Here is a 20,916-nt window from a genome sequence, read left to right as displayed (position 1 = left end):
TGGCGCCGCGCGGCGGCTGGTGCGCCGCGCGGTGGGAGGCGCTACTGGCGCGTCAGGCGGATGTCCCAGCCGGTCGCGGCGTCATGCCACTGGCTCACGAGGAAAAAGTGGCCATTGCTGCTGGGTGCAGCGGCGCTGCACGGGCACCCCACCCGACCCGGCCCAAGGTTTTCCGAAGCGGTAGTGTACGAACCCAGCGGAAGGGTCTCGCCTGCTGCAGCGCCGCTGGCGTCGAAGCGCCTGGCGCTGAATCGGTAGGTGACGGCCGGATAGGCATCTTCTCGGATGTGCCATGCCACCACGAACCCTCCATTGCTCAGCGCCGCCAGCATCGGGTGGGCCATCGGGGGAGCGCTCCCGTATCCCGTCGGGGCAATCCGCGGCCCGAGAGGCTGCTTCGAGGTCGCCGCAGTCCCCGCGGCATTGAAGCGCTGCATCACCAGCGAATCGCCGCTCTGCCACGCCAGCACATAGCCGCCGTCTCGCAGGGTCGCTATGGCAGGGTTGTAGGCGGTACTCGCCACGTCAAAACCCCCGGTACCCGATCCATCCAGCGTCCTTGTGGGCCCTGTCAGCGTGGCCGTGGCATCGAACCGCGACAGGCGCACACCACTGGGTGCGTCGATACGGGAATACGACCTACCTTGCCAGAACACGATGAACCCTCCGTCGGCCATCGGTGCGGCCGAGAAGCGCACTGCAGTCCCGTCATATTGCGCGTCCACCGGCTGCTCCGGCGAGGCCGGATTGCCGGCTGCATCCACCTTGCGCAGGCGCAGCGATGGCCCGCCGTAGTAGGGCATGTCGGGAAATGCCACATCCCAGGCCCAGACGACGACATAGCCGCCGTCGGCGAGCGCGACAGGAACCACCTGCGAGAAGTAATAACTGCTCTCATTGCTCAGCTTGATCTGCGGACCGACGGGCTCGCCCGTGCTGTCGAACCGCTTGGCGTAGACGTTCATCAGCGGGTACTCGTGGGTGCCGGTGCGTGACGGAGTCGTGCCGTCCTGCGCCATCCAGGTGACCACGAAGCCCCCATTGGCCAGGGCGGCAACGCCGGCTGCCAAAGCCGGTGCGGTGCCGGTGTTGGCCACGATCTCGGCGCCCACGGTCGCGCCGGCGTCGTTGTAGCGGCGCGCGCGGATGGTGCGGTCGGCCGCCGTCCACACCACGACCGACTCGCCTGAACTCAGGCGCGCAATCCCCGGCGTGGTCTGGTCCCCCGCCTGATCGCCCACCATGACGGAGCCGACCCACTCAGCCGTGGGCGGCGTATCACTTCCGGTGCTGCCGCCGCCTCCGGTCTCGCCACCGCCGACGGTCACCACGCCGGTGCCGCTGGCACTGCCGCTGGCGGATTCGCCACCGCCACTACTACCGCCACCGCCGCAGGCAGCCAGCGCAAACAAAAAGCCGACAACAGGCATCCACTTCGTGGAAAGAACCATCACTTATCTCCCTGAATATTTAGAAACGGGAAGTACATTGTTGGGATTGCACATGTGAACAGGTTTCTCCATCTGCAACAGCAGTAATAAGGCGCTTGCAAGCTCAGCGTCTGGCGCGCAGTACTGGTCGGCAAAGGTTGTCCGCCTCAGATTGATGAGCAAGGCGGTGCTCCGCCGCCGCTGGAAGAGGCATCCACTTCGTCGCCGGACCGTGACTTTCTTCTCTGAATAAGGAAAAACAGAAAGTACATGGCCGGCCGCATGCGGGAGAAGGTTTTCCAAACTTGCGGCGGCGTAGTCCATCGTTTTCAAGCTCAGCTTTGACGGCATAGGATTCCTGAAGCATGCTTGGCTCGTCCGTAGGGAGGAGCTCATGCTGATCCATCTGCCGCGCGCGCCGCCGCGCGGGTGCTGACACGTCTTCGGGAAACCGTGCCCGACGCCGCCGAGCCCTCGATGTCGCATGCAGCCGAGGCTCGTGAAACCCCCTGGGGCCCGGGAGGCCCAGGGACCAGAAGAACCACCACAACCTTTCACGAAGGACTCTTATGAATCCGCTTTGCAAGACAGCGGCATTGCTGTCGCTCGCCCTGGCCCTGGCCGGTGCATCGGTGCACGCCGCACCGCCGTCCTATCCCTTCGGCGCCCGTCTCGATCCCTATCCGCATGGCGTGAAGGTGAACAACCAGACCGCCGCGCAGATGGACCAGACCATCCGCGACAAGTACCAGATGTGGAAGACGCAGCGCCTGGCGCGCAGCATCCCCACCATCCCGGGCGGCATGGCCGTCAAGTTCAGCGACTCGCCCACGCCCGAGCGGCTCACGGTGTCCGAAGGCATCGGCTACGGCATGCTGATCGCCGTGCTGATGGCCGGCGCGGATACCGAAGCGCAGCAGATCTTCGACGGCCTGCTGACCACCGCCCGGGCCCGCCCGGCCGACGGACTGGCCAACTACCACGACGACGGCTACAACCGCTACGCCTCGCATTGGCCCTACCTGATGGAATGGACGCTGATGCCGGACGGCTCGCACACCGGCCCCCAGTACGGCCGGTGGCCCGCCACCGACGGCGACCTGGACATCGCCATGGCGCTGCTGATGGCCGACCGCCAGTGGGGCTCCGCCGGCGCATGGAACTACCGGCAGGAGGCGATCAGGACCATCAACGCGCTCAAGGCCTGGAGCACCTATTCCGACGGGCGCCTGCGCGGGCGGCCCACGGAAAACACCTCGCGTACTTCCGACTTCATGTTCGGCCACTTCCGCGCTTTCCGGCAGGCCACGGGCGATGCGTTCTGGGACCTGGTGGTCGACAAGCAGTTGCTGCTGCTGGAGCAGGTCATCGCCGGCTACTCACCGGCGGCGGGCTTGCAGCCCGATTTCATCAAGTACACCGACAGCTCGCCGGCGCCCAGCCCCGGGTCCGTGGCCTGCACGCAGGCCATGGGAGACGGCACCGCCACCGACGGTGACTACTTCGCGAATGCGCAGCGCAACCCGTGGCGCTTCGGCACGGACTACGTCTTCTCCGGCGACAACCGCGTTCGCGCCATCGTGCTGAAGATGATGAACTTCTTCGTCGCCGACACCGGCGGCGATCCGGGCAAGACGGCCATCGGCTACACCCTGGCCGGCCAGCTCGGCACCTGCTACTACCGGCCCTACCTGAACAACTGGTACCCCAAGGGCACCATCGGCCCCATGCTGGCCGGCGCCATCGTCGACAGCAGCCTGCAGCCTTTCCTCAACAGCCTGTGGACGTTCTCGGCGCAGCAGTTCCAGGCCACCTACTACGAGGCGGAGCTGATGCTGATCCCCATGATCGTGGCATCGGGCAACTGGTGGAACCCGACGGCGCCCGCCGCCGTGCCGTCCGGCAGCAAGATCCAGGCAGAGAACGGGACGCTGACAGGGAACGTGACGGTGAACGCCAACCATGCGGGTTACGAGGGCTCCGGCTTCGTCGGTCCCTTTGCGAATGACGGCGACTCCGTGCAGGTCGCTTTCACGAACGTGGCCGCCGGCACCTACGACCTGCGCATCCGCTACAACTCCGGCGGCCTGCAGTACAACGAGGTGCTTGTGAACGGCAGGCCGCAGAGCCACAGCTTCCCCGGCACCGGCAGCCCGTGGGGCTACAAGACCCTCAGCGGCGTGCCCCTGGCCGCCGGCACCAACACGGTTGGTTTCCGCAAGGAGTGGGGGTGGATGGCCGTTGACGCTTTCGAGATCGTCCCCTCCGGCGGCACGCCCGCCAGCCTGCCGGTCACCAAGCGGATCCAGGCGGAGAACGCCGCGGTCAGCGGCACGGGCGCATCCGTCAGGACGGACGTGCCAGGCTACGACGGCACCGGCTACGTGGGCCCCTTCACCACGGGCAGCAACCGGCTTACGGCGACTTTCCCCAACGTGGCTGCAGGCACCTACGCCATCCGTATCGGCTACCGCGCCCAGGTGCCGCAGAACCTGACCATGGTGCTCAACGGTGTTTCGCACACCGTGGCCCATGGCGGCACGTCAGGCAACTGGCATTGGCTCAAGCTGCTCACCACGGCGCTGCCCAGCGGGACCAACGTCATCACCCTGAGCAAGGACGGCGAGCCGCTCGATATCGACTGGATTGAGCTGGCGCCGCAGGACGCGCAGTTCAACTGAAGAAAAGCCCCGTACCGTGGGCGGCGCAGGCGGGGCCTGCGCCGCCTTTTTTCATGGCCTGGGTGCCGCCAGTTCCAGCAACGCCCGCGCGGTCCGCTCGGCCGCACCGCGGTGGGCCCCGGCGAAGGCCAGCGCGGCCTGTGCGCTGGCCGCGGGGCGCCCGGTGCCGGCCAGCAGGTCGGCGGCCTGGCGCACGCCGTCGTCCATCGAGCCCACCCGCACGGCCGCGCCGGCGGCTTCGGCCAGCTGCGCCGCCTCGGCGAAGTTGAAGGTGTGCGGGCCCATGACCACGGGGCAGCCGCAGGCCGCGGCCTCGATCAGGTTCTGCCCGCCCAGCGGCGCGAAGCTGCCGCCCAGCAGGGCGACATCGGCCAGGCCGTAGTACAGCGGCATCTCGCCCAGCGAGTCGCCGATCCAGATCTCGGCAGCGTCGGCGGGGCCCGCCAGGTCGGACCAGCCGCTGCGCCGCGAGACGCGAAAGCCGGCCTGTGCCGCCAGCGCCGCCACCTCGTCGAAGCGCTGGGGATGGCGCGGCACCACCAGCCAGCGCACCCCGGGCGCCGTGGCGTCGATGGCGCCCCGCGCCCGGCCGGCGTGGGCCAGCTCCCGATCCGCCTGCAGGACGCGGAAGAACTCCGCCTCCTCGCCCTCGCGCGAGCTGGCGAACATCACCACCGGCTGTCCCAGGGCCTGGCGCCAGGCCCGGCCCCGGTCCAGCAGGGCGGCATCGGGCTGGGCGTCGAACTTCAGGTTGCCGAAGACGCCGCTCACGCGCGCGCCGACCTGCGCCAGGCGCTGGGCGTCGGCTTCGGTCTGCGCCCACACCGCCGCCAGGGCGCCGTACGCGGGTCGGGCCAGCGCCGCGATGCGCAGGGCCTGGCCCAGCGACTTGGCCGACAGCCGCGCGTTGGCCAGCGCCAGCGGGACGCCGCGCCGGGCGCAGGCGGCGGTGAGGTTGGGCCAGACCTCGGTCTCCATCAGCGCGCCGGCGCAGGGCCGGAAGTGGTCGAGGAAGCGCGCCACCGCCCCCGGCGTGTCCCAGGGCAGCCAGGCCTGGGTGTCGCCCTCGCGCAGCAGGCGCGCGCCCTCGGCCCGGCCGGTGGCGGTGCCGTGCGTCAGCAGCAGGCGCAGGCCCGGCTCGCGCCGGCGCAGCGCGCCGACCAGGATGGCGGCGGCGCGCGTCTCGCCCAGGGACACGGCATGGATCCACAGCGCTCCGGGCCGGGCCGGGCCGCTGTAACGGCCGAAGCGCTCGTCGACGGCCTCCAGGTAGCCCGGCTCGGCCTCGCCGCGCCGGCGCAGCTTGCGCCGCAGCAGGGGCTGCGCGCCGCTCATCACCAGCGAGTACAGCGCGCGGATCACAGGGCTTGCGCGCCGCCCACCCCGGCGCCTGCGGCGCCGTGGACGGTCTGCCAGGCCTGCCACACCGCGTCCACCGCCGGCGTGGGCGCGGCGTAGACGGCGACCTGCCGGGGGCGGCCCACCGGGCCGGTGCGCCAGGCGGTGTCGAAGTTGTAGACCTGCACGTGCGGCCGGTCCAGCGCGGTGGCCACGTGCGACAGGCCGCTGTCCACGCCGACCACGCCGGCGCAGCCGGCCAGCCGGTCGGCGAGCAGGCCCAGGTCCAGCCGCGGCCAGACGCGGGCGGCGGCGCCCAGCGCGGCGGCCAGCCGCTCGCTGCGCGCGCGCTCCGCCTCGCTGCCATGCGGCAGGCCGAGGGCGAAGCCGGCGCTCGCCAGGCGGCGCCCCAGGGCGACCCAGTGGGCCTCGGGCCAGAGCTTGTCGTCGCGCGAGGTGCCGTGGACCAGCGCGACCTCCTGCCCCGCGGCACTGCCGGCAGCGCCGCGGGCCAGCAGCCCGAAGTGCTCGGCCGGCCCGGGCGTGTAGCCCAGGGCCCGCGCGCACAGCTGGCGCGAACGGTCCACCGCATGGATGCGCGTTTCGACGCGCACCGCCACGTCGGCCACCCAGCGGGTGGGCGCCTCGTAGCCCGAGCCCTCGGTCTGGTTGGCCAGCGCGTAGCGCTTGCCGCCGGGCGCGAGCCGCGCGGTGTGCGCCACCAGGGCCGACTTGGTCAGGCCCTGCAGGTCGATGACGGCGTCATAGGCCTCGTGCTGCAGCGCCTCGCGGAAAGCGCGCCATTCGTGCCGAGTCTGGCGCGACAGGGCCGACTTGCGCCAGCGCCGCAGCTCGCAGGGAATGACCCGCGCAACGCCCTCGCAGCGCTGCACCAGCGGCGCGAAACCCTGCTCCACCACCCAGTCGATCACCGCGTCGGGCCGCGCGCGGCGGATGTCCTGCACCGCCGGCATGGCATGGACCACGTCGCCAAGCGATGACAGTTTGACGATCAGGACGCGCATGCGGACTTGGGCGCCGCCGGGCCGCCCTAAGGCGCCCACGGCCCCCTCGGGGGGCAGCGCAGTACACGCAGTGACAAGGGTGGGGGCGTCATTCGTTCAATGAGCCGCCTCGGCGAACGACGCGTCCGGCTTGACGCTGCGCAGCAAGGCCAGCATCTCGGCCTCGATGCGGTGCAGCGCCTCGGGCGTGTGGCCCTCGAAGCGCAGCACCAGCACCGGCGTGGTGTTGGAGGCACGGATCAGGCCGAAGCCGTCGGGCCAGTCCACGCGCACGCCGTCGATGGTGGAGACCTCGGCCGGCGCGGCGAACTTCGCCTTCTGGGTCAGCTGCGCCACCAGGGCGTGCGGCTCGCCTTCCTGGCACTTGACGTTCAGCTCGGGCGTGGAGTGGCTGGTGGGCAGCTGGTCCAGCACGGCGCTCGGGTCCTGCGAGCGCGAGAGGATCTCCAGCAGCCGGGCGCCGGCATAGGTGCCGTCGTCGAAGCCGAACCAGCGCTCCTTGAAGAAGATGTGGCCGCTCATCTCGCCGCCCAGCGGGGAATCCACCTCCTTCATCCTGGCCTTGATCAGCGAGTGCCCGGTCTTGTACATCAGCGGCTGGCCGCCGGCCTCGCGGATGGCGGGCGCCAGGCGCTGCGTGCACTTGACGTCGAACAGGATGGTGCCGCCCGGCACGCGGGTGAGCACGTCGCGGGCGAACAGCATCATCTGCCGGTCGGGGTAGATGTTGTTGCCGCCGCGGGTGATGATGCCCAGCCGGTCGCCGTCGCCGTCGAAGGCCAGGCCCAGCTCGGCGCCGCTAGTCCTAAGGGCGGCGATCAGGTCCTTCAGGTTCTCCGGCTTGCTGGGGTCGGGGTGGTGGTTGGGGAAGTTGCCGTCCACCTCGCTGTACAGCTCCACCACCTCGCAGCCCAGCGCGCGGAGGATGGCCGGGGCCGAGGCGCCGGCCACGCCGTTGCCGGAATCGACCACGATCTTCATGGGCCGCGCCAGCCTGACGTCGGACACGATGCGGTCGCGGTAGGGGCCGAACACGTTGACGTTGCGAACCTTGCCGGGCGCCGGGGCGTCGGGCTGCGGGCCTTCCATGGCCCGGCGCAGGGCCTGGATCTCCTCGCCGTAGATGGCGCGCCCGGCCAGCACCATCTTGAAGCCGTTGTAGTCCTTGGGGTTGTGGCTGCCGGTGACCTGGATGCCCGAGGTGCACAGCGTGCTGGCGGCGAAGTACAGCATGGGCGTGGTGACCATGCCGACGTCGATCACGTCGATGCCCGAGGCCACCAGGCCGCGCACCAGGGCCGCCGACAGGGCCGGGCCGCTCAAGCGGCCGTCGCGGCCCACGGCCACGGCTTTCTCGCCCTCGCGCAGGGCGGCCGCGCCGAAGGCGCGGCCCATGGCCTGCGCCACCTCCTCGTCCAGCGTGGACGGCACGATGCCGCGGATGTCGTAGGCCTTGAAGATGGATGGCGACAGTTGCATGGTGTTCGTGTTCCCCGGAAGCCAAAAACAACGCGAGATTGTGGCAGGGATGGCCAGCCCATCCGTCCCGCGCCGGCCCGAAAAGACCAGCCACGGCCAGGCAGGCACGTGTCCGGAAACGGCCAGTCGCCGTGCATGCGCTGGCTATGATGCCCCGCATGACGCCCGACCACGAAGCACCCCTGCACGCCGACACGTGCTACCTGGCGCTCAAGTCGCGGGACGCGCGCTTCGACGGCTGCTTCTTCACCGGCGTCACCTCCACCGGCATCTACTGCCGGCCGGTGTGCAGCGTGCGCACGCCCAAGCGCGAGAACTGCCGCTTCTTCGGCCATGCGGCCGCGGCCGAGCGCGCCGGCTTCCGGCCCTGCCTGCGCTGCCGGCCCGAGCTGGCGCCGCACTCGCTGGCCTGGTCGGTGCAGGACGCCAGCGCCATCCTGGCGCGGCAGGCGGCCCGGCTGCTGGACGAGCCGGACGCATGGCCCGGCGGCCCTCCCTCCATGGACCAGCTGGCCGCGCGGCTGGGCGTGAGCGACCGCCACCTGCGCCGCATCTTCGAGGCCCAGCTGGGCGTCTCGCCGGTGCAGTACCTGCAGACGCGGCGGCTGCTGATGGCCAAGCAGCTGCTGGCCGACACCGACCTGCCCGTCACCCAGGTCGCGCTCATCAGCGGCTATGCCAGCGTGCGCCGCTTCAATGCCGCCTTCCTCGAGCACTACGGCCTCAACCCCAGCGGCCTGCGCCGTGCAGGCGGCCCGGCACGCGGCGCGGGCGGCCTGGGCATACGCCTGGGTTACCGGCCGCCTTACGACGTGGCGGCCATGCTGGGATTTTTCGCCAGGCGGGTGATCGCGGGCGTCGAGTTCGTCGACGAAGCGCAGCGCCGCCTGGGACGCACGCTGGCCATCGAGGCCGGCGGCCGCGTGCACCGCGGCTGGCTGGTGGGCACCTTCGACGAGGACCGGCACCAGCTGGTGCTGCAGGTCGCCGATTCGCTGCTGGAGGCGCTGCCGCTGGTGATCCGGCGGCTGCGCGCCGCGCTCGACCTGGACGCCGACCCCAAGGCCGTCAACGCAGTGCTGCACGCGAGCTTCCCGCAGGGCGACGGCCTGCGCGTGCCGGGCACGCTCAGCGGCTGGGAGCTGGCGGTGCGGGCGGTGTTGGGCCAGCAGATCACGGTGGCCGCCGCCCGCACGCTGGCGCAGCGCCTGGTGGACCGCTTCGGCGAGCCCGTGGAGACGCCGCTGGCGGGGCTGACGCGCCTGTTCCCCGCCCCGTCGGTGCTGGCGCAGGCCGGGGGCGACGCGCTGGGGCAGCTGGGCATCGTGCGCCAGCGCCAGGCCGCCATCGTGGCGCTGGCCCGCGCCGTGGCCGGTGGCGGCCTGCAGCTGCACGGCGGTGCCGACGTGCACGCCACCATCGCCGCGCTGCGCGAGCTGCCGGGCATAGGCGACTGGACGGCCCAGTACATCGCGATGCGCGCGCTGCGCTGGCCCGACGCCTTCCCGGCCGGCGACGTGGCGCTGCAAAAGGCGCTGGGCGTGCTCGGCGCGAAGAACCCGGCCCGCGAGGCCGAGGCCGCGTCCCAGGCCTGGAAACCCTGGCGCAGCTATGCCGTGGTGCGCGCCTGGGCGGCACCGTCGCCCGGCGCCGTGACGCTCCCTGAAACCAGAGCCGTGCGCCGGGAACCGGCGGCGGCTGGAGGCTGACCGTATGAGATTCCATCCTTCCCTGGCGACCGCCGGCTATGCCAGCCCCCTGGGTCCCATGCTGGTCGCGGCCAGCCCGCGCGGCCTGGCCGGCCTGTGGTTCGAGGGCCAGCGCCACTGGCCGGCGGGCAGCGCCGGCTGGGCCCCGGATCCCGCCCATGCGGTGCTGCGCGAGACGCTGGCGCAGCTCGATGCCTACTTCGGCGGGCGACTGGTCCGCTTCGACCTGCCGCTGGACCTGCAGGCCGGCACGCCGTTCCAGCAGGCCGTGTGGCAGGCGCTGTGCGGCATCCCGCGCGGCGCCACCCTGAGCTATGGCGCCGTGGGCGAGCGCATCGGCCAGCCGGCCGCGGTGCGCGCCGTGGGCGCGGCCGTGGGCCGCAACCCGGTGAGCATCGTGGTGCCCTGCCACCGCGTGCTGGGCAAGGCCGGCGCCCTGACCGGCTATGCCGGCGGGCTGGAGCGCAAGACCGCCCTGCTGCGGCTCGAGGGCGTCGCATGACCCCCGCGGCCATCGTCGACTTCGTCCTGCTGGCCGCCATCTGGGGCGCCTCGTTCCTGTTCATGCAGCTGGCGGTGGTGGAGTTCGGCGCCCTGCCCACGGCGGCGGTGCGGGTGGCCATCGCCGCGGCCTTCCTGCTGCCTTTGGTGCTGGTGCGCGGCCTCGGACCCCAGCTGCGCCGGCACTGGAAGGCCACCTTCCTGATCGGCGTGGTGAACTCGGGCATCCCGTTCGCGCTGTACGCGTTCGCCCTGCTGTCCATCACCACCGGGCTGTCGGCCATCCTCAACGCCACCGCGCCGATGTTCGGCGCGCTGGTCGCCTGGCTGTGGCTGCAGGACCGGCCGGCCGGCTCGCGCATCCTGGGCCTGCTGGTGGGGTTCGCGGGGGTGGCCCTGCTGGCCGGCCAGCGGGCCAGCTTCACGGCAGGCGCCTCGGGCGCGGCCGCCGGCTGGGCCGTGCTGGCCTGCCTGGGCGCCTGCCTGTGCTATGGCATCGCCGCCAGCGCCACCAAGCGCTACCTGGCCGGCGTCCCGGCCCTGGTGACCGCCACCGGCAGCCAGCTCGGCGCGACCTTGGGCCTGGCCCTGCCGGCGCTGTGGCTGTGGCCGGCGCGGATGCCCGGCAGCCGCGCCTGGCTGGCGATGCTGGTCGTGGGCGTGGTGTGCACCGGCCTGGCCTATGTGCTGTTCTTCCGCCTGATCGAGCGGGCCGGCCCGGCCCGGGCGCTGGCCGTGACCTTCGTCCTGCCGGTGTTCGCCGTGGTCTACGGCGTGCTGTTCCTGGGGGAGGCGCTCACGGCCTGGATGCTGCTGTGCGGCGCCGTGATCGTCACCGGCACCGCCCTGTCCACCGGCCTGCTCAGGCTGGGCACGCGCGTCGCGCAGCCGGCGCCCTGACGGCCGACCCCCGGCCCCCGGCCCTCAGGCGGTGCGGGCCGCCAGGCGCGCCTGCCAGGTACGCGCCGCAACCCAGCCCATCAGCGTGCCCGCCAGGTCCTGCAGCACGCCGGCCAGATTGGGATGGCGGCCCGGCACGAAGGACTGCAGCCCTTCCGTCAGCAGTGCCAGGCCCAGGCCGATCGCCGGCACGTGCCACCAGGCCATGGCCCACCAGCGCGTGAACGGCAGCTGCAGGCACAGCCCGGCGAACAGCACCACATGGGCCACCAGTCCCAGGTCCAGGGTCAGCTCGAACGGCCGTGCTGCGGCATCGCGCCAGGGGCCCGGCATCAGCGTGCCGAGCAGGATGGCCGCGCAGAAAAGCGCGGAGCCCGCGCGGGCGATGGAAGGCTGCATGCCGGGATTGTGGCCAGACACGCCCTGCGAGCCCGACCGCATAGCCTGAAAGAGCCATCGCATGAAGGACTTTTCCGACGTGTGCGCGCTGAGCCCTGGCCCAGAATTTCCCTTGGACTCACTGCCAGGACCCATTCCTTATGAAGGCCCCCATTCTCGCGATGGTGCTTTGTATTTTCGCCCCGTTGGCAGCGGCTCAGTGCGCCGCCGCGTCCACGCCTGCCGCGGCCGGTCCGCTGCGCGGCGGCGCGGACCTGATCAAGACGTCCACCGCGGTGGTGCGCGAACCCGCCGTGCTGCGCACCGCTGCCGTCCAGCGCGAAGTCGCGCCGGTGCAGCGCGAAACCGCCGCTGCGCAGGAGGAGCGCAACGACCCCGCGCTGCTGTGGGTGGCGCTCGCGCTGATGTCCGGCATCGCCCTGCGGCGCCACGGCGCAGGGAACCGATGACGGCAACTCCACTCTCCAACCTGGCCGAGCGGGCGCTCAAGTGGAGCGCCCTCACCACGCTGGTCCGCTTCGGCCTGCAGCTGGTCGCGCAGGTGGCACTGGCCCGCATGCTGGGCCCGGGCAACTACGGCGTGTATGGCATCGGCATCGCGATGCTCACCTTCGCCACCTTCCTGGCCGGCAACGGCTTCAGCTACAGCCTGATGCTGCAGCCGCGTGTCGATGACAATGACATCCGCTTCGCCTTCACTTGGCAGACCCTGGCCGGCGCGGTCACGGCGCTGGCCATGCTGCTGGCGGCCCCGGCCCTGGCCGTCTTCTTCGACGACCCGCGCGTCGAGACCATGATGCAGTGGCTGTCGCTGGCCTGCCTGCTGACGGCCATGAGCGCGACGGCGCAGTGCCTGCTGCAGCGCGAGCTGAACTTCCGCGCCATCGGGCTGGTGCAGCTGCTCGCCTACGCCGCCGGCTACCTGGCGGTGGGCGTGCCGCTGGCACTGGCCGGCTGGGGCGCCGACGCGCTGGCCGTGGCCTGCGTGGTGCAGGCGGCAGTGACGCTGGCCGGCGGCCTGTGGGTGCGACGCCATCCGATGCGGCCGCTGCTGCGGCATGCCGGCGGCGCGGATGCGCTGGGCACGGGCAAGACCGTCTTCGTCACCAACATCGTCAACTGGCTGCTGGGCAACATCGACCGCGTGATCATCGGCCGCGTGCTCAACGCCCAGGCGGTGGGCCTGTACACCCTGGCCTACAACCTGTCGACCATTCCCAACACGCTGCTGGTCAGCGCCGTGCAGCCGGCCTTCCTGTCCTCGGGCGCGAAGATGAGCGGCGAACCGCAGCGGCTGGCCCAGGCCTGGCTGATGGTGCTGGCCTGCGTGCTGGTGCTGGTCACGCCGGTGGCGGTGGTGCTGGCCCTGCTGGCGTCCGACTTGGTGCAGATGCTGTACGGCCCGGCCTGGGCCGAGTCGGCCTGGGTGCTCGCCCTGATGTTCCTGTGCCTGCCCGCCTGGGCCTGCTGGGGCCTGTCCACGCCGGTGCTGTGGAACACCGGTCGCCGGCACTACGAGGCCCTGCTTCAGCTTCCGTTGCTGGCCCTGGCGCTGCCGGCCTGGTGGCTGCTGACGCCGGGCGGCCTGCGCTCGGCCGCCGCCGTCTCGGCCGTCGTCATCGTGGCCCGCGCCGTCATGATCGTCGCGGCCGGCCTGCGCGCCCTGGACCTGCGCTGGGTGCAACTGCTGCCGTTCGCCGCCCGCGGCCTGCTGCTGAGCCTCCTGTGCGCCGGCGCAGTGTGGGCCGGGCAATGGGCTGTGGCCCCGCACACCCTGCCGGCGGCGTCGCTGTCGGCCGGCAGCGCGGCGGCCCTGGCGGCCGGCCTGCTGGTGCTGCTGGGCGTGCCGCAGCTGCTGGGCAGCCATGCCCGCGGCGCATTGGCCCGCGTGCTGCCCTTCATGCGCCCGGTGCCGCCCCAGCCGGAGGGACAGCCATGATGAAGAAGCCGGCCGCACACAAGCCCTCGTCGGGGCTGCTGCCCCTGGTCTTCCAGGCCATCATTTTCTTCGTCGCGGTCAGCATCTTGGCATCCGGGCGCGACCTGACCCAGCTGTATGTCCAGCTGGAGTCCGTGGCCGAGCCGACCCGCCCCACGGTGATCGCCTGGGTGCAGCGCGGCATCTCGCTGCTGCTGCTGCTGGCGTCGGCCGAGCAGATCGCCAACCACTTCTCGCTGGGCCGCCGCACCCCCTCGGTGATCCTGCTGCTGTCCTTCCTGCTGTACTGGCTGGGTACGGTCGGCATCCCGGCCGTGTTCGGAACGCATCCCGCCATCAGCCACGACCTGATCTACAGCCTGGCCATCGGCACGGCCGCCTGCCTGGTGGGCATTCAGGAGCGTGACCGCATCCTCGACGGCGCGCGCAATGCGCTGTTCGTGCTGATGCTGGCCGGTGTGCTGTTCATCCCCATCAACATCCGCCTGGTGCTGGACGTCGGCTACTCGCAGGGACTCATCCCCGGCCTGCCCCGTTTCGGCGGCCTCACGCCGCATCCGGTGACCCAGGGAATGCTGGCCCAGATCGCGCTGCTGCTGCTGTGGTGCCGGCCGTTCCAGCGGCGCTGGCTCAACCGCTGCGCCTGGGCGCTCGGGCTGGGTGTGCTGTTCCTGGCACAGTCCAAGACCGCTTGGCTGGCGTTCCTGGTGTGCGCGTCCTGCATGCTGGCGGTGCGCCAGGGCGGCGGCTTCTGGCAGCGCATGAGCGATCCGCGCCGCGGCGGCGGCCTGGGCGTGCTGGTCTGCCTGGGCGTCATCGCCGTGGTGCTGGCCGCGGGCACCTGGATCCTCGTGGGCAACGCCTCGGGGCAGCTGGATGACTTCCTCGGCAGCCGCGAAGGCGCCGAGCTGATGTCCATGACCGGACGCGACCGCATCTGGGAGGCCGCGCTGGAAGAGTGGCGCAACAACCCGATGTTCGGCTATGGCCTGACCATCTGGGACAACGTGTACCGCGCCAGCATCGGCATGCCCCAGGCCACCCATGCGCACAACCAGTTCATGGACGACCTCGCGCGCTCGGGCAGCGTGGGCGCCGGCGCACTGGTCATCTACGCGAGCGTGCTGCTGGTGCTGTCGCTGCGCTATGCCCGTGCTACCGGTGGCCTGAGCCTGGTGTTGTGGGTGGCGATCGCCCTGCAGTCGATCGCCGAAGTGCCGCTGAGGCTGATCGGCTACGGCACCGAACTGTTCAACCATCTGCTGCTGCTGGTCACGCTGGCCTCGGCTGCGAGCGCCGAGCGGCGCGCCGCGCCGGCAGGCAGGACCATGCGCTACGGAGTCGCCTCATGAAATTCTCGATCGTCATCCCTCTGTACAACAAGTCGCGCTTCGTCGCCGGCGCCGTCCATTCCGCCCTGACCCAGAGCCTGGCGCCGCACGAGGTGATCGTGATCGACGACGGCTCCACCGACGGCGGCGCCGACGCGCTGGCCCACGTGACGGACCCGCGGGTGCGCATCGTGCGCCAGGACAATGCCGGTGTCTCGGCCACGCGCAACCGCGGCATCGCCATGGCCACCGGCGACTGGGTCGCCTTCCTGGATGCCGATGACGCCTACCACCCGGAGTTCCTGGCCGCGCTGGCGCGCGCCCATGCCGCTTGCCCGGAGGCCGACGTGCTGGCCACGCGCTACCGCACGGTGTACGAGCCCACCGGCCTGCCGCTGGAGCCCTGGCCGACCCCGTTTTGCAAGGTCGAGCTGGTCGAGGACCTGCGGCTGCGCTGGATGAAGAACTCGCCCCTGTGCAGCAGCAGCGTGGCGGTGCGCAAGGCCCGGCTGATGCAGATGACCACCTGGTTCGTCGAAGGCGAGTCCTACGGCGAGGACCTGGACATGTGGTTCCGCCTGGGCGACCAGGCGCCGGTGGCCGTGGTCAACGGCCCGTTCGCCACGGTGCGCAGCGCGGTGCCCGGCAGCCTCTCGTCCATCCGGCCCAACACCATGCCGCCCTTCCTGGTGCGCATGCACCAGCAGGCGCTGGACGGCAGCATCCCGGCGCGGCACCGCGCATCCGCGCTGTGGTTCGTGGCGCAGCATCAGGTCTCGCTGGCGCGCGAGGCGCTGTCCATGGGCCAGCGCCTGCGCGCCCTGCACTGGCTGCTCATGGCGGCGCCCCGTGGCCTGCTCAACCGCCGCTGGCAGATGACGCTGGCGATGGCGCTGTTCATGCCGGTGGGCGTGGCCGACCGGTGGCAGCGCTGGCGCCTGCGCAGCGCCGAGGTGTTCGCCCAGGAGCCGGTGCAATGAATCAGTCATCCATGACCAGCAGCTCCTGTCTTGTTTCGGTGGTCATCAAGACGCTGAACGAGGAGGCCAACATCTGCGGCTGCATCGAGAGCGCGCTCCAGGCGGTGGAGCCGTATGGCGGCGAGGTGGTGCTGGCCGACTCCTGCTCGACCGACCGCACGGTGGAACTGGCCTCGCGCTACCCGATCCGCATCGTACAGCTGGCCGATGCGCAGGAGCGCTGCTGCGGCATCGGACCGCAGCTGGGCTTCCAGCATTCGCTGGGGGAGTACGTCTACATCCTGGATGGCGACATGAAGCTGGTACCCAGCTTCCTCGAGCACGGGCTGACCTTCCTGGCGCAGCATCCCGAGGTGGCGGGCGTGGGCGGCCACATCCGCGAGCTCAACCTCGAGAACCTGGAGTTCCGCGAGCGGGCCCTGCGCCAGGTGCAGGAGCCGCACCACATGCCCGGCCAGGTCGACCGGCTGGACAGCGGCGGCCTGTACCGCCGCCGCGCCATCCTGGAGGCCGGTTACTTTTCCGACCGCAACCTGCACAGCTACGAGGAGTTCGAACTGGGGATCCGGCTGCGCTCGCGGGGCTGGAAGCTGTGGCGCCTGCCGGTCGACTCGGCCACGCACTACGGCCACGAAACCCCGCCGTACCAGCTGCTGAAGCGGCGCTGGAACTCGGGCTACATCTGCGGGCTGGGCGAACTGGTGCGCAGCGCGATCGGCAAACCCCAGATGCGGCTGGTGCTGCGCGACCAGCGCGAGCTGCGGCTGTACACGGCCGTGTGGGTGTGGTGGGCCCTGCTGCTGACCGCGGGCCTGTGGCCGATTCCGGAAAGCGTGGGCGCCGCGCTGTTCGCCGCGCTGCTGCTGCTGCCGTTGCTGGCGATGGCGTTGCGCAAGCGCTCCATGGAGCGAGGGCTGTACTCCGTGGTGTCATGGTGCTTCAATGCCGTCGGCCTGCTGCGTGGCCTGTTCCGACCGCGCCGGGATGCTCGCGCGCCCATCGCCAGCCGCGTCCTGCAGGAACCCGGCCAGGTGGCGGCGAGGAACGCCTCCATCGGCGCGGCCGGTTCTTCCCTTTCCGCTTCGTGACCGGAAAAATGCCTGAAACACCGCTGTACGGCGAGGTGCCGACGGCTGCCCAGGCAGCCGCGGCCGAGGATTGCCGCCTGTCCATGAGGTTCTCCGTCGTCATCCCCCTCTACAACAAGGCCCGCTTCGTGCAAAGCGGCGTCCAGTCGGTCTTGGCGCAGACCTTGCCGCCGCACGAGGTGATCGTGATCGACGACGGCTCCACCGACGGCGGCGCCGACGCGCTGGCCCACGTGACGGACCCGCGGGTGCGCATCGTGCGCCAGGACAATGCCGGTGTCTCGGCCACGCGCAACCGCGGCATCGCCATGGCCACCGGCGACTGGGTCGCCTTCCTGGATGCCGACGACGCCTACCACCCGGAGTTCCTGGCCGCGCTGGCGCGCGCCCATGCCGCCTGCCCGGAGGCGGACGTGCTGGCCACGCGCCATCGCACGGTGTACGAGCCCACCGGCCTGCCGCTGGAGCCCTGGGCGGTTCCGGAGCCGTTCTGCGAGGTCGAGCTGGTCGAGGACCTGCGGCTGCGCTGGATGAAGAACACGCCCCTGTGCAGCAGCAGCGTGGCGGTGCGCAAGGCCCGGCTGATGCAGATGACCACCTGGTTCGTCGAGGGCGAGTCCTACGGCGAGGACTTGGACATGTGGTTCCGCCTGGGCGACCAGGCGCCGGTGGCCGTGGTCAACGGCTGCTACGCCACGGTGCGCGCATCCGTTCCGGGCAGCCTGTCGTCTTTCGGGTGCAGACAGGTGCCGCCGCCGTTCGTGCTGCGCATGCGCGAGCAGGCACTGGACGGGACCATCCCCTCGCGCTACCACGACTCTGCGCTGTGGTTCGTGGCGCAGTACCACATCACGCTGGCGCGCGAGGCGCTGGCCGCGGGCGACCGCAAGCGCGCATTGCAGCGGCTGATCGAGGCGCGCTATTGCTCCTGGAGCGTGCGTTGGCAGCTGACCGCGCTGATGGCCCTCTTCATGCCCGGAAGCTGGGCCGCCAAGTGGCAGAGCTGGCGCGTGCGCAGCGCCGACAGCTTCGCGCAGGAACCGGTGTGATGGACGAATGAATGCTTAGGAAATCAAAATACCAAGGTGATGACGGTGCGCAAACGTTCGATGCAACGCGGCTTCCATGCGGCGTATTCCTGGTGCTTCAACACCGCCGGCCTGGTGCGAGGCTTGCTGCGCCAAGGGCAGCCGGCCCAGGCGGGCGGCCCGTCGGTGGCCGACATGTCGCCGCTGGCGCCGCACCCTCCTGGGGCGATGCCTGAGGTGCCCGTGTCCACTCCGGCACCGACGGCCACCGCAGCCGGCGCCCGTCGCTTCATCTACATCGCCTGTCCCTGGACGCCGATCGGCGGGGGCATGTTCAAGGTGGCGGACTACCTGATCCAGTCGCAGGCCCGCCTGCCCGGCGACAACCCGCGGCTGCGGCCGCTGGACACGCGCGGCAGCGGCAGCCCCGCGCGTTCGCTGCTGGTGCTGCTGTCCGCGCTGGTCAAACTGGTGCGCGGGCGTGCCAGCGGCCAGCTGGCCGGCGTGCACGTGAACATGGCCGAGCGCCTGAGCCTGTTCCGCAAGAGCTCGGTGCTGGTGGCCTGCAAGGCCCTGGGCCTGCCGTCGGTGCTGCACCTGCACGCCGCGCAGCTGCACCACAGCTATCGCGCCTTCCCGGCCCCGGCGCAGGCGCTGGTGCGCTGGGCGTTCTCGCTGCCGGACAGCGTGGTGGTGCTGGGCAAGACCTCGGCCGAGTTCGTGATGAACGAGCTGAAGGTGCCGCCGCAGCGGGTGGAGATCGTGATCAACGGCGTTCCCGAGCCGCGCGCGGCTCGGCGCACCCCCCAGGCGGTGCAGCGCGTGCTGTTCGTGGGCAACCTGTCCGAGCGCAAGGGCGTGTCGGACCTGCTGCGCGCCCTGGCCCAGCCGGCGCTGGCCGACGTGCCGCTGGTGGCCACCTTCGCCGGCGGCGGCGACGTGGCCGGTTACCGCTCCATGGCCGACCGCCTGGGCCTGGGCGAGCGCGTGCGCTTCGAGGGCTGGGCCGACCAGGACCAGGTGGCCGCCCTGCTGGCCCAGGCCGACGTGCTGGTGCTGCCCTCCTACGACGAGGGCCTGCCCCTGGCCATCCTGGAGGCCCTGGCCCACGGCGTGGCCGTGGTCTGCACGCCGGTGGGCGAGATCCCGCACGTGCTGAGCGACGGCCTGAACGCGCGCTTCGTCAAGCCCGGCGACGCGCCGGCGATCGCGCAGGGGCTGGCCGACGTGCTGCGTGACACGCAGCTGCGCGAGCGGCTGGAACGCAACGGGCGCGCGCTGTACGAGCAACGCTTCTCGATGTCGCGCTTCTTCGCCAGCATCGCCAGCGTGCACAGGCGCCACTTCGGCCTGTGCGGCGGCGCGGCGCAGCCCCGGGCTGCGCAGGAGCGGCAGCCATGATCGAAGACGCGAACCAGGTCCCCGCCGGCACGGTGCTGGAAGCCGACGTCTGCGTGGTCGGCGGCGGCGCCGCCGGCATTTCGCTGGCGCTGGCATTGTCGGGCAAGGGCCTGTCCATCGTGCTGCTGGAGGCCGGCAAGCATTCGCAGGACGCGCCGGCGCAGGCGCTGTACGAAGGCGAGGTGGCCGACGAGCAGATGCACAGCCCGACGCACCGTTATCGCCTGCGAGGCCTGGGCGGATCCACCTCGCTGTGGGGCGGGCGCTGCATGCCCTACGACCCCATCGATTTCGAGGAGCGGTCCTGGGTGCCGCACAGCGGCTGGCCCGTCGCCTACGAGGAACTGGTGCCCTACTACGTGGCGGCCAACAACCTGGCCGAGGCCGGCCGCTACGCCTACGACGCGCGCGAGGCTTTCCCGTTCTCGCCGCCCATGATCGCGGGCTTCACCAGCGACATCGTGCGCACCACCGGGCTGGAGCGCTTCTCCTGTCCCACGCATTTCGGCAAGCGCTACGCGCGCCGGCTGCAGCTGGCGCCGGACATCCGCGTGCTGCGCGGCGCCGTGTGCACCGGCATCCGGCTGCAGGCCGACGGATCGGCGGTGCGCGCGCTGGACATCGCCACGCTGGAGGGCAACCGCTTCGGCGTGCGCGCGCGCGCCAGCGTGCTGGCCACCGGCGGGTTGGAGACCGCGCGCCTGCTGCTGTGCTCCAACGACGTGACGCCCGCCGGCGTGGGCAACCAGTTCGACGTGGTCGGGCGCTACTACCAGTGCCACATCGCGGGCAACGTCGGCACCCTCACGGTGAATGGTCCGCCGTCGGACGTGCGCCACGGCTACGAGGTGGCGCCTGACGGCGTGTACTGCCGCCGCCGGCTGTCGATCGCGCCGGCGCGCCAGCGCCAGCACCAGCTGCTCAATGCGGTGGCGCGGCTGCACTTCCCCAAGATCACCGACCCGTCGCACGGCAGCGGCGTGCTGTCCGGCCTGTTCCTGGCGCGCAAGATGATCAGTTACGAGTACGGCAAGCGCCTGGCGGACCGCAAGCCGCCGACGCTGGCCGACTACGCGCGCCACCTCTTCAACGTCGCTTCCGACCCGCTGGACACGGCGGCCTTCCTGGCGCACTGGGTCAGCCGCCGCACGCTGGCCCAGCGCAAGTTCCCCTCGGTGATCCTGCGCAACCGCATCAACCGCTTCAGCCTGGAGGTGCAGAGCGAGCAGCAGCCGCTGGCCACCAGCCGGGTGCAGCTGTGCGACCGCACCGACCCGCTGGGCATGCGGCGCATCCGCGTCGACTGGCGCTACAGCCGCGACGACATCGACTCGGTGGCGCAGACGCTGGACCTGATGGCTGCCGAGCTGGCGCGCAGCGGCGCCGGCCGCTTCAGCTACCAGCGCGCCACGCTGGAAGAGGACCTGCTGCGCTATGGCGCCTATGGCGGCCACCACATCGGCACCGCCCGCATGGGCCCGGACCCGCGCACCAGCGTGGTGGACCGCGACTGCAAGCTGCATGCGGTGAGCGGCCTGTACGTGGCGGGCAGCGCGGCCTTCCCGACCTCGAGCCAAGCCAATCCCACGCTGACCATCATCGCGCTGTCCCTGCGGCTGGCCGACCATCTGGCGCAGCGCCTCAAACCGGCCACCGCGCCGGCGCTGGAGGTGGTGGCATGAGCCGC

17 protein-coding genes are annotated in these 20,916 nt (G+C 71.3%); 12 read left to right on the top strand and 5 right to left on the bottom strand.

Annotated elements, in window-relative coordinates; genetic code table 11:
- Positions 1-41: 41 nt before the first annotated feature.
- Positions 42-1,451, bottom strand: a complete 1,410-nt coding sequence (locus tag RTA_RS05640; RefSeq protein WP_013900418.1) for a hypothetical protein — start codon at positions 1,449-1,451, stop codon at positions 42-44.
- A 548-nt stretch (positions 1,452-1,999) separates the two neighbouring features.
- Here RTA_RS05640 and RTA_RS05635 point away from each other — a divergent pair.
- Positions 2,000-4,111 (top strand): glycosyl hydrolase family 8, encoded by a 2,112-nt coding sequence (locus RTA_RS05635; RefSeq protein WP_013900417.1) that lies wholly within the window; start codon positions 2,000-2,002, stop codon positions 4,109-4,111.
- Between the two features lie 51 nt (positions 4,112-4,162).
- Here the strand turns inward: RTA_RS05635 and RTA_RS05630 are convergent, their stop codons facing one another.
- The 3 genes from RTA_RS05630 to RTA_RS05620 all read right to left on the bottom strand — a co-directional run bounded on the left by RTA_RS05630 (position 4,163) and on the right by RTA_RS05620 (position 7,953).
- On the bottom strand, positions 4,163-5,446 hold the full coding sequence (locus tag RTA_RS05630) for a 3-deoxy-D-manno-octulosonic acid transferase (protein ID WP_049871363.1): 1,284 nt from the start codon (positions 5,444-5,446) through the stop codon (positions 4,163-4,165).
- 23 nt (positions 5,447-5,469) lie between these two features.
- A complete protein-coding gene (gene waaC, locus RTA_RS05625; RefSeq protein WP_041675082.1) occupies positions 5,470-6,474 on the bottom strand; it encodes a lipopolysaccharide heptosyltransferase I in 1,005 nt (334 codons plus the stop codon).
- A 96-nt stretch (positions 6,475-6,570) separates the two neighbouring features.
- Positions 6,571-7,953 (bottom strand): phosphomannomutase/phosphoglucomutase, encoded by a 1,383-nt coding sequence (locus RTA_RS05620; protein WP_013900414.1) that lies wholly within the window; start codon positions 7,951-7,953, stop codon positions 6,571-6,573.
- Between the two features lie 158 nt (positions 7,954-8,111).
- Between RTA_RS05620 and RTA_RS05615 the strand changes: the two genes are divergently transcribed.
- From RTA_RS05615 to RTA_RS05605, 3 genes are read left to right on the top strand one after another with little or no spacing between them, the layout of a single operon-like run.
- On the top strand, positions 8,112-9,662 hold the full coding sequence (locus tag RTA_RS05615) for a DNA-3-methyladenine glycosylase 2 family protein (protein WP_041676155.1): 1,551 nt from the start codon (positions 8,112-8,114) through the stop codon (positions 9,660-9,662).
- A 4-nt stretch (positions 9,663-9,666) separates the two neighbouring features.
- Positions 9,667-10,164, top strand: a complete 498-nt coding sequence (locus RTA_RS05610) for a methylated-DNA--[protein]-cysteine S-methyltransferase (protein WP_013900412.1) — start codon at positions 9,667-9,669, stop codon at positions 10,162-10,164.
- Positions 10,161-11,063 carry a DMT family transporter gene (locus RTA_RS05605; protein ID WP_013900411.1) on the top strand — a complete coding sequence of 301 codons (903 nt, stop codon included), beginning with the start codon at positions 10,161-10,163 and terminating at the stop codon, positions 11,061-11,063. Before RTA_RS05610 ends, RTA_RS05605 begins: the two co-directional genes overlap by 4 nt.
- A 24-nt stretch (positions 11,064-11,087) precedes the next feature.
- Here RTA_RS05605 and RTA_RS05600 read toward each other — a convergent pair whose 3' ends face one another.
- Complete coding sequence (locus RTA_RS05600; protein WP_158307820.1) at positions 11,088-11,462, bottom strand: VanZ family protein; 375 nt, start codon at positions 11,460-11,462, stop codon at positions 11,088-11,090.
- Between the two features lie 140 nt (positions 11,463-11,602).
- Between RTA_RS05600 and RTA_RS20930 the strand changes: the two genes are divergently transcribed.
- From RTA_RS20930 to RTA_RS05560, 8 genes are read left to right on the top strand one after another with little or no spacing between them, the layout of a single operon-like run.
- The gene (locus tag RTA_RS20930) at positions 11,603-11,911 is read left to right on the top strand and encodes a hypothetical protein (RefSeq protein ID WP_013900409.1); all 309 of its coding nucleotides are present in this window, start codon (positions 11,603-11,605) and stop codon (positions 11,909-11,911) included.
- Positions 11,908-13,401, top strand: a complete 1,494-nt coding sequence (locus RTA_RS05590) for an oligosaccharide flippase family protein (protein WP_013900408.1) — start codon at positions 11,908-11,910, stop codon at positions 13,399-13,401. The genes RTA_RS20930 and RTA_RS05590 overlap by 4 nt, the downstream gene beginning before the upstream one ends.
- A complete protein-coding gene (locus tag RTA_RS05585; RefSeq protein ID WP_013900407.1) occupies positions 13,398-14,753 on the top strand; it encodes an O-antigen ligase family protein in 1,356 nt (451 codons plus the stop codon). The genes RTA_RS05590 and RTA_RS05585 overlap by 4 nt, the downstream gene beginning before the upstream one ends.
- Positions 14,750-15,712: a glycosyltransferase family 2 protein gene (locus RTA_RS05580; protein ID WP_013900406.1), complete on the top strand. Its 963-nt coding sequence runs from the start codon at positions 14,750-14,752 to the stop codon at positions 15,710-15,712. The genes RTA_RS05585 and RTA_RS05580 overlap by 4 nt, the downstream gene beginning before the upstream one ends.
- Entirely contained in the window at positions 15,709-16,800 is a 1,092-nt protein-coding gene (locus RTA_RS05575; RefSeq protein WP_013900405.1) for a glycosyltransferase, read from the top strand. Before RTA_RS05580 ends, RTA_RS05575 begins: the two co-directional genes overlap by 4 nt.
- Positions 16,801-16,808: 8 nt before the next feature.
- Positions 16,809-17,849: a glycosyltransferase family 2 protein gene (locus tag RTA_RS05570; protein WP_226986119.1), complete on the top strand. Its 1,041-nt coding sequence runs from the start codon at positions 16,809-16,811 to the stop codon at positions 17,847-17,849.
- 39 nt (positions 17,850-17,888) lie between these two features.
- Positions 17,889-19,229 carry a glycosyltransferase family 4 protein gene (locus RTA_RS05565; protein ID WP_226986118.1) on the top strand — a complete coding sequence of 447 codons (1,341 nt, stop codon included), beginning with the start codon at positions 17,889-17,891 and terminating at the stop codon, positions 19,227-19,229.
- Positions 19,226-20,911, top strand: a complete 1,686-nt coding sequence (locus tag RTA_RS05560; protein ID WP_013900402.1) for an FAD-dependent oxidoreductase — start codon at positions 19,226-19,228, stop codon at positions 20,909-20,911. Before RTA_RS05565 ends, RTA_RS05560 begins: the two co-directional genes overlap by 4 nt.
- Positions 20,912-20,916 lie beyond the last annotated feature (5 nt).

This window comes from Ramlibacter tataouinensis TTB310, from assembly GCF_000215705.1.
Taxonomy (GTDB): Bacteria; Pseudomonadota; Gammaproteobacteria; order Burkholderiales; family Burkholderiaceae_C; genus Ramlibacter; species Ramlibacter tataouinensis.
Note: the sequence above shows the minus strand (reverse complement) of the source record. Positions and strands in the feature narration are given on the sequence as shown.

What these genes read in the sequence shown, in the direction of transcription:
- RTA_RS05575 (WP_013900405.1), top strand. Translation starts at nt 15,709, where the DNA reads ATGAATCAGTCATCCATGACCAGCAGCTCCTGTCTTGTTTCGGTGGTC.
- RTA_RS05565 (WP_226986118.1), top strand. Translation starts at nt 17,889, where the DNA reads ATGACGGTGCGCAAACGTTCGATGCAACGCGGCTTCCATGCGGCGTAT.
- RTA_RS05560 (WP_013900402.1), top strand. Translation starts at nt 19,226, where the DNA reads ATGATCGAAGACGCGAACCAGGTCCCCGCCGGCACGGTGCTGGAAGCC.
- RTA_RS05590 (WP_013900408.1), top strand. Translation starts at nt 11,908, where the DNA reads ATGACGGCAACTCCACTCTCCAACCTGGCCGAGCGGGCGCTCAAGTGG.
- RTA_RS05585 (WP_013900407.1), top strand. Translation starts at nt 13,398, where the DNA reads ATGATGAAGAAGCCGGCCGCACACAAGCCCTCGTCGGGGCTGCTGCCC.
- RTA_RS05570 (WP_226986119.1), top strand. Translation starts at nt 16,809, where the DNA reads ATGCCTGAAACACCGCTGTACGGCGAGGTGCCGACGGCTGCCCAGGCA.
- RTA_RS05635 (WP_013900417.1), top strand. Translation starts at nt 2,000, where the DNA reads ATGAATCCGCTTTGCAAGACAGCGGCATTGCTGTCGCTCGCCCTGGCC.
- RTA_RS05610 (WP_013900412.1), top strand. Translation starts at nt 9,667, where the DNA reads ATGAGATTCCATCCTTCCCTGGCGACCGCCGGCTATGCCAGCCCCCTG.
- RTA_RS05620 (WP_013900414.1), bottom strand. Translation starts at nt 7,953, where the DNA reads ATGCAACTGTCGCCATCCATCTTCAAGGCCTACGACATCCGCGGCATC.
- RTA_RS05630 (WP_049871363.1), bottom strand. Translation starts at nt 5,446, where the DNA reads ATGAGCGGCGCGCAGCCCCTGCTGCGGCGCAAGCTGCGCCGGCGCGGC.
- waaC (WP_041675082.1), bottom strand. Translation starts at nt 6,474, where the DNA reads ATGCGCGTCCTGATCGTCAAACTGTCATCGCTTGGCGACGTGGTCCAT.
- RTA_RS05580 (WP_013900406.1), top strand. Translation starts at nt 14,750, where the DNA reads ATGAAATTCTCGATCGTCATCCCTCTGTACAACAAGTCGCGCTTCGTC.
- RTA_RS05605 (WP_013900411.1), top strand. Translation starts at nt 10,161, where the DNA reads ATGACCCCCGCGGCCATCGTCGACTTCGTCCTGCTGGCCGCCATCTGG.
- RTA_RS05600 (WP_158307820.1), bottom strand. Translation starts at nt 11,462, where the DNA reads ATGCAGCCTTCCATCGCCCGCGCGGGCTCCGCGCTTTTCTGCGCGGCC.
- RTA_RS20930 (WP_013900409.1), top strand. Translation starts at nt 11,603, where the DNA reads ATGAAGGCCCCCATTCTCGCGATGGTGCTTTGTATTTTCGCCCCGTTG.
- RTA_RS05640 (WP_013900418.1), bottom strand. Translation starts at nt 1,451, where the DNA reads ATGGTTCTTTCCACGAAGTGGATGCCTGTTGTCGGCTTTTTGTTTGCG.
- RTA_RS05615 (WP_041676155.1), top strand. Translation starts at nt 8,112, where the DNA reads ATGACGCCCGACCACGAAGCACCCCTGCACGCCGACACGTGCTACCTG.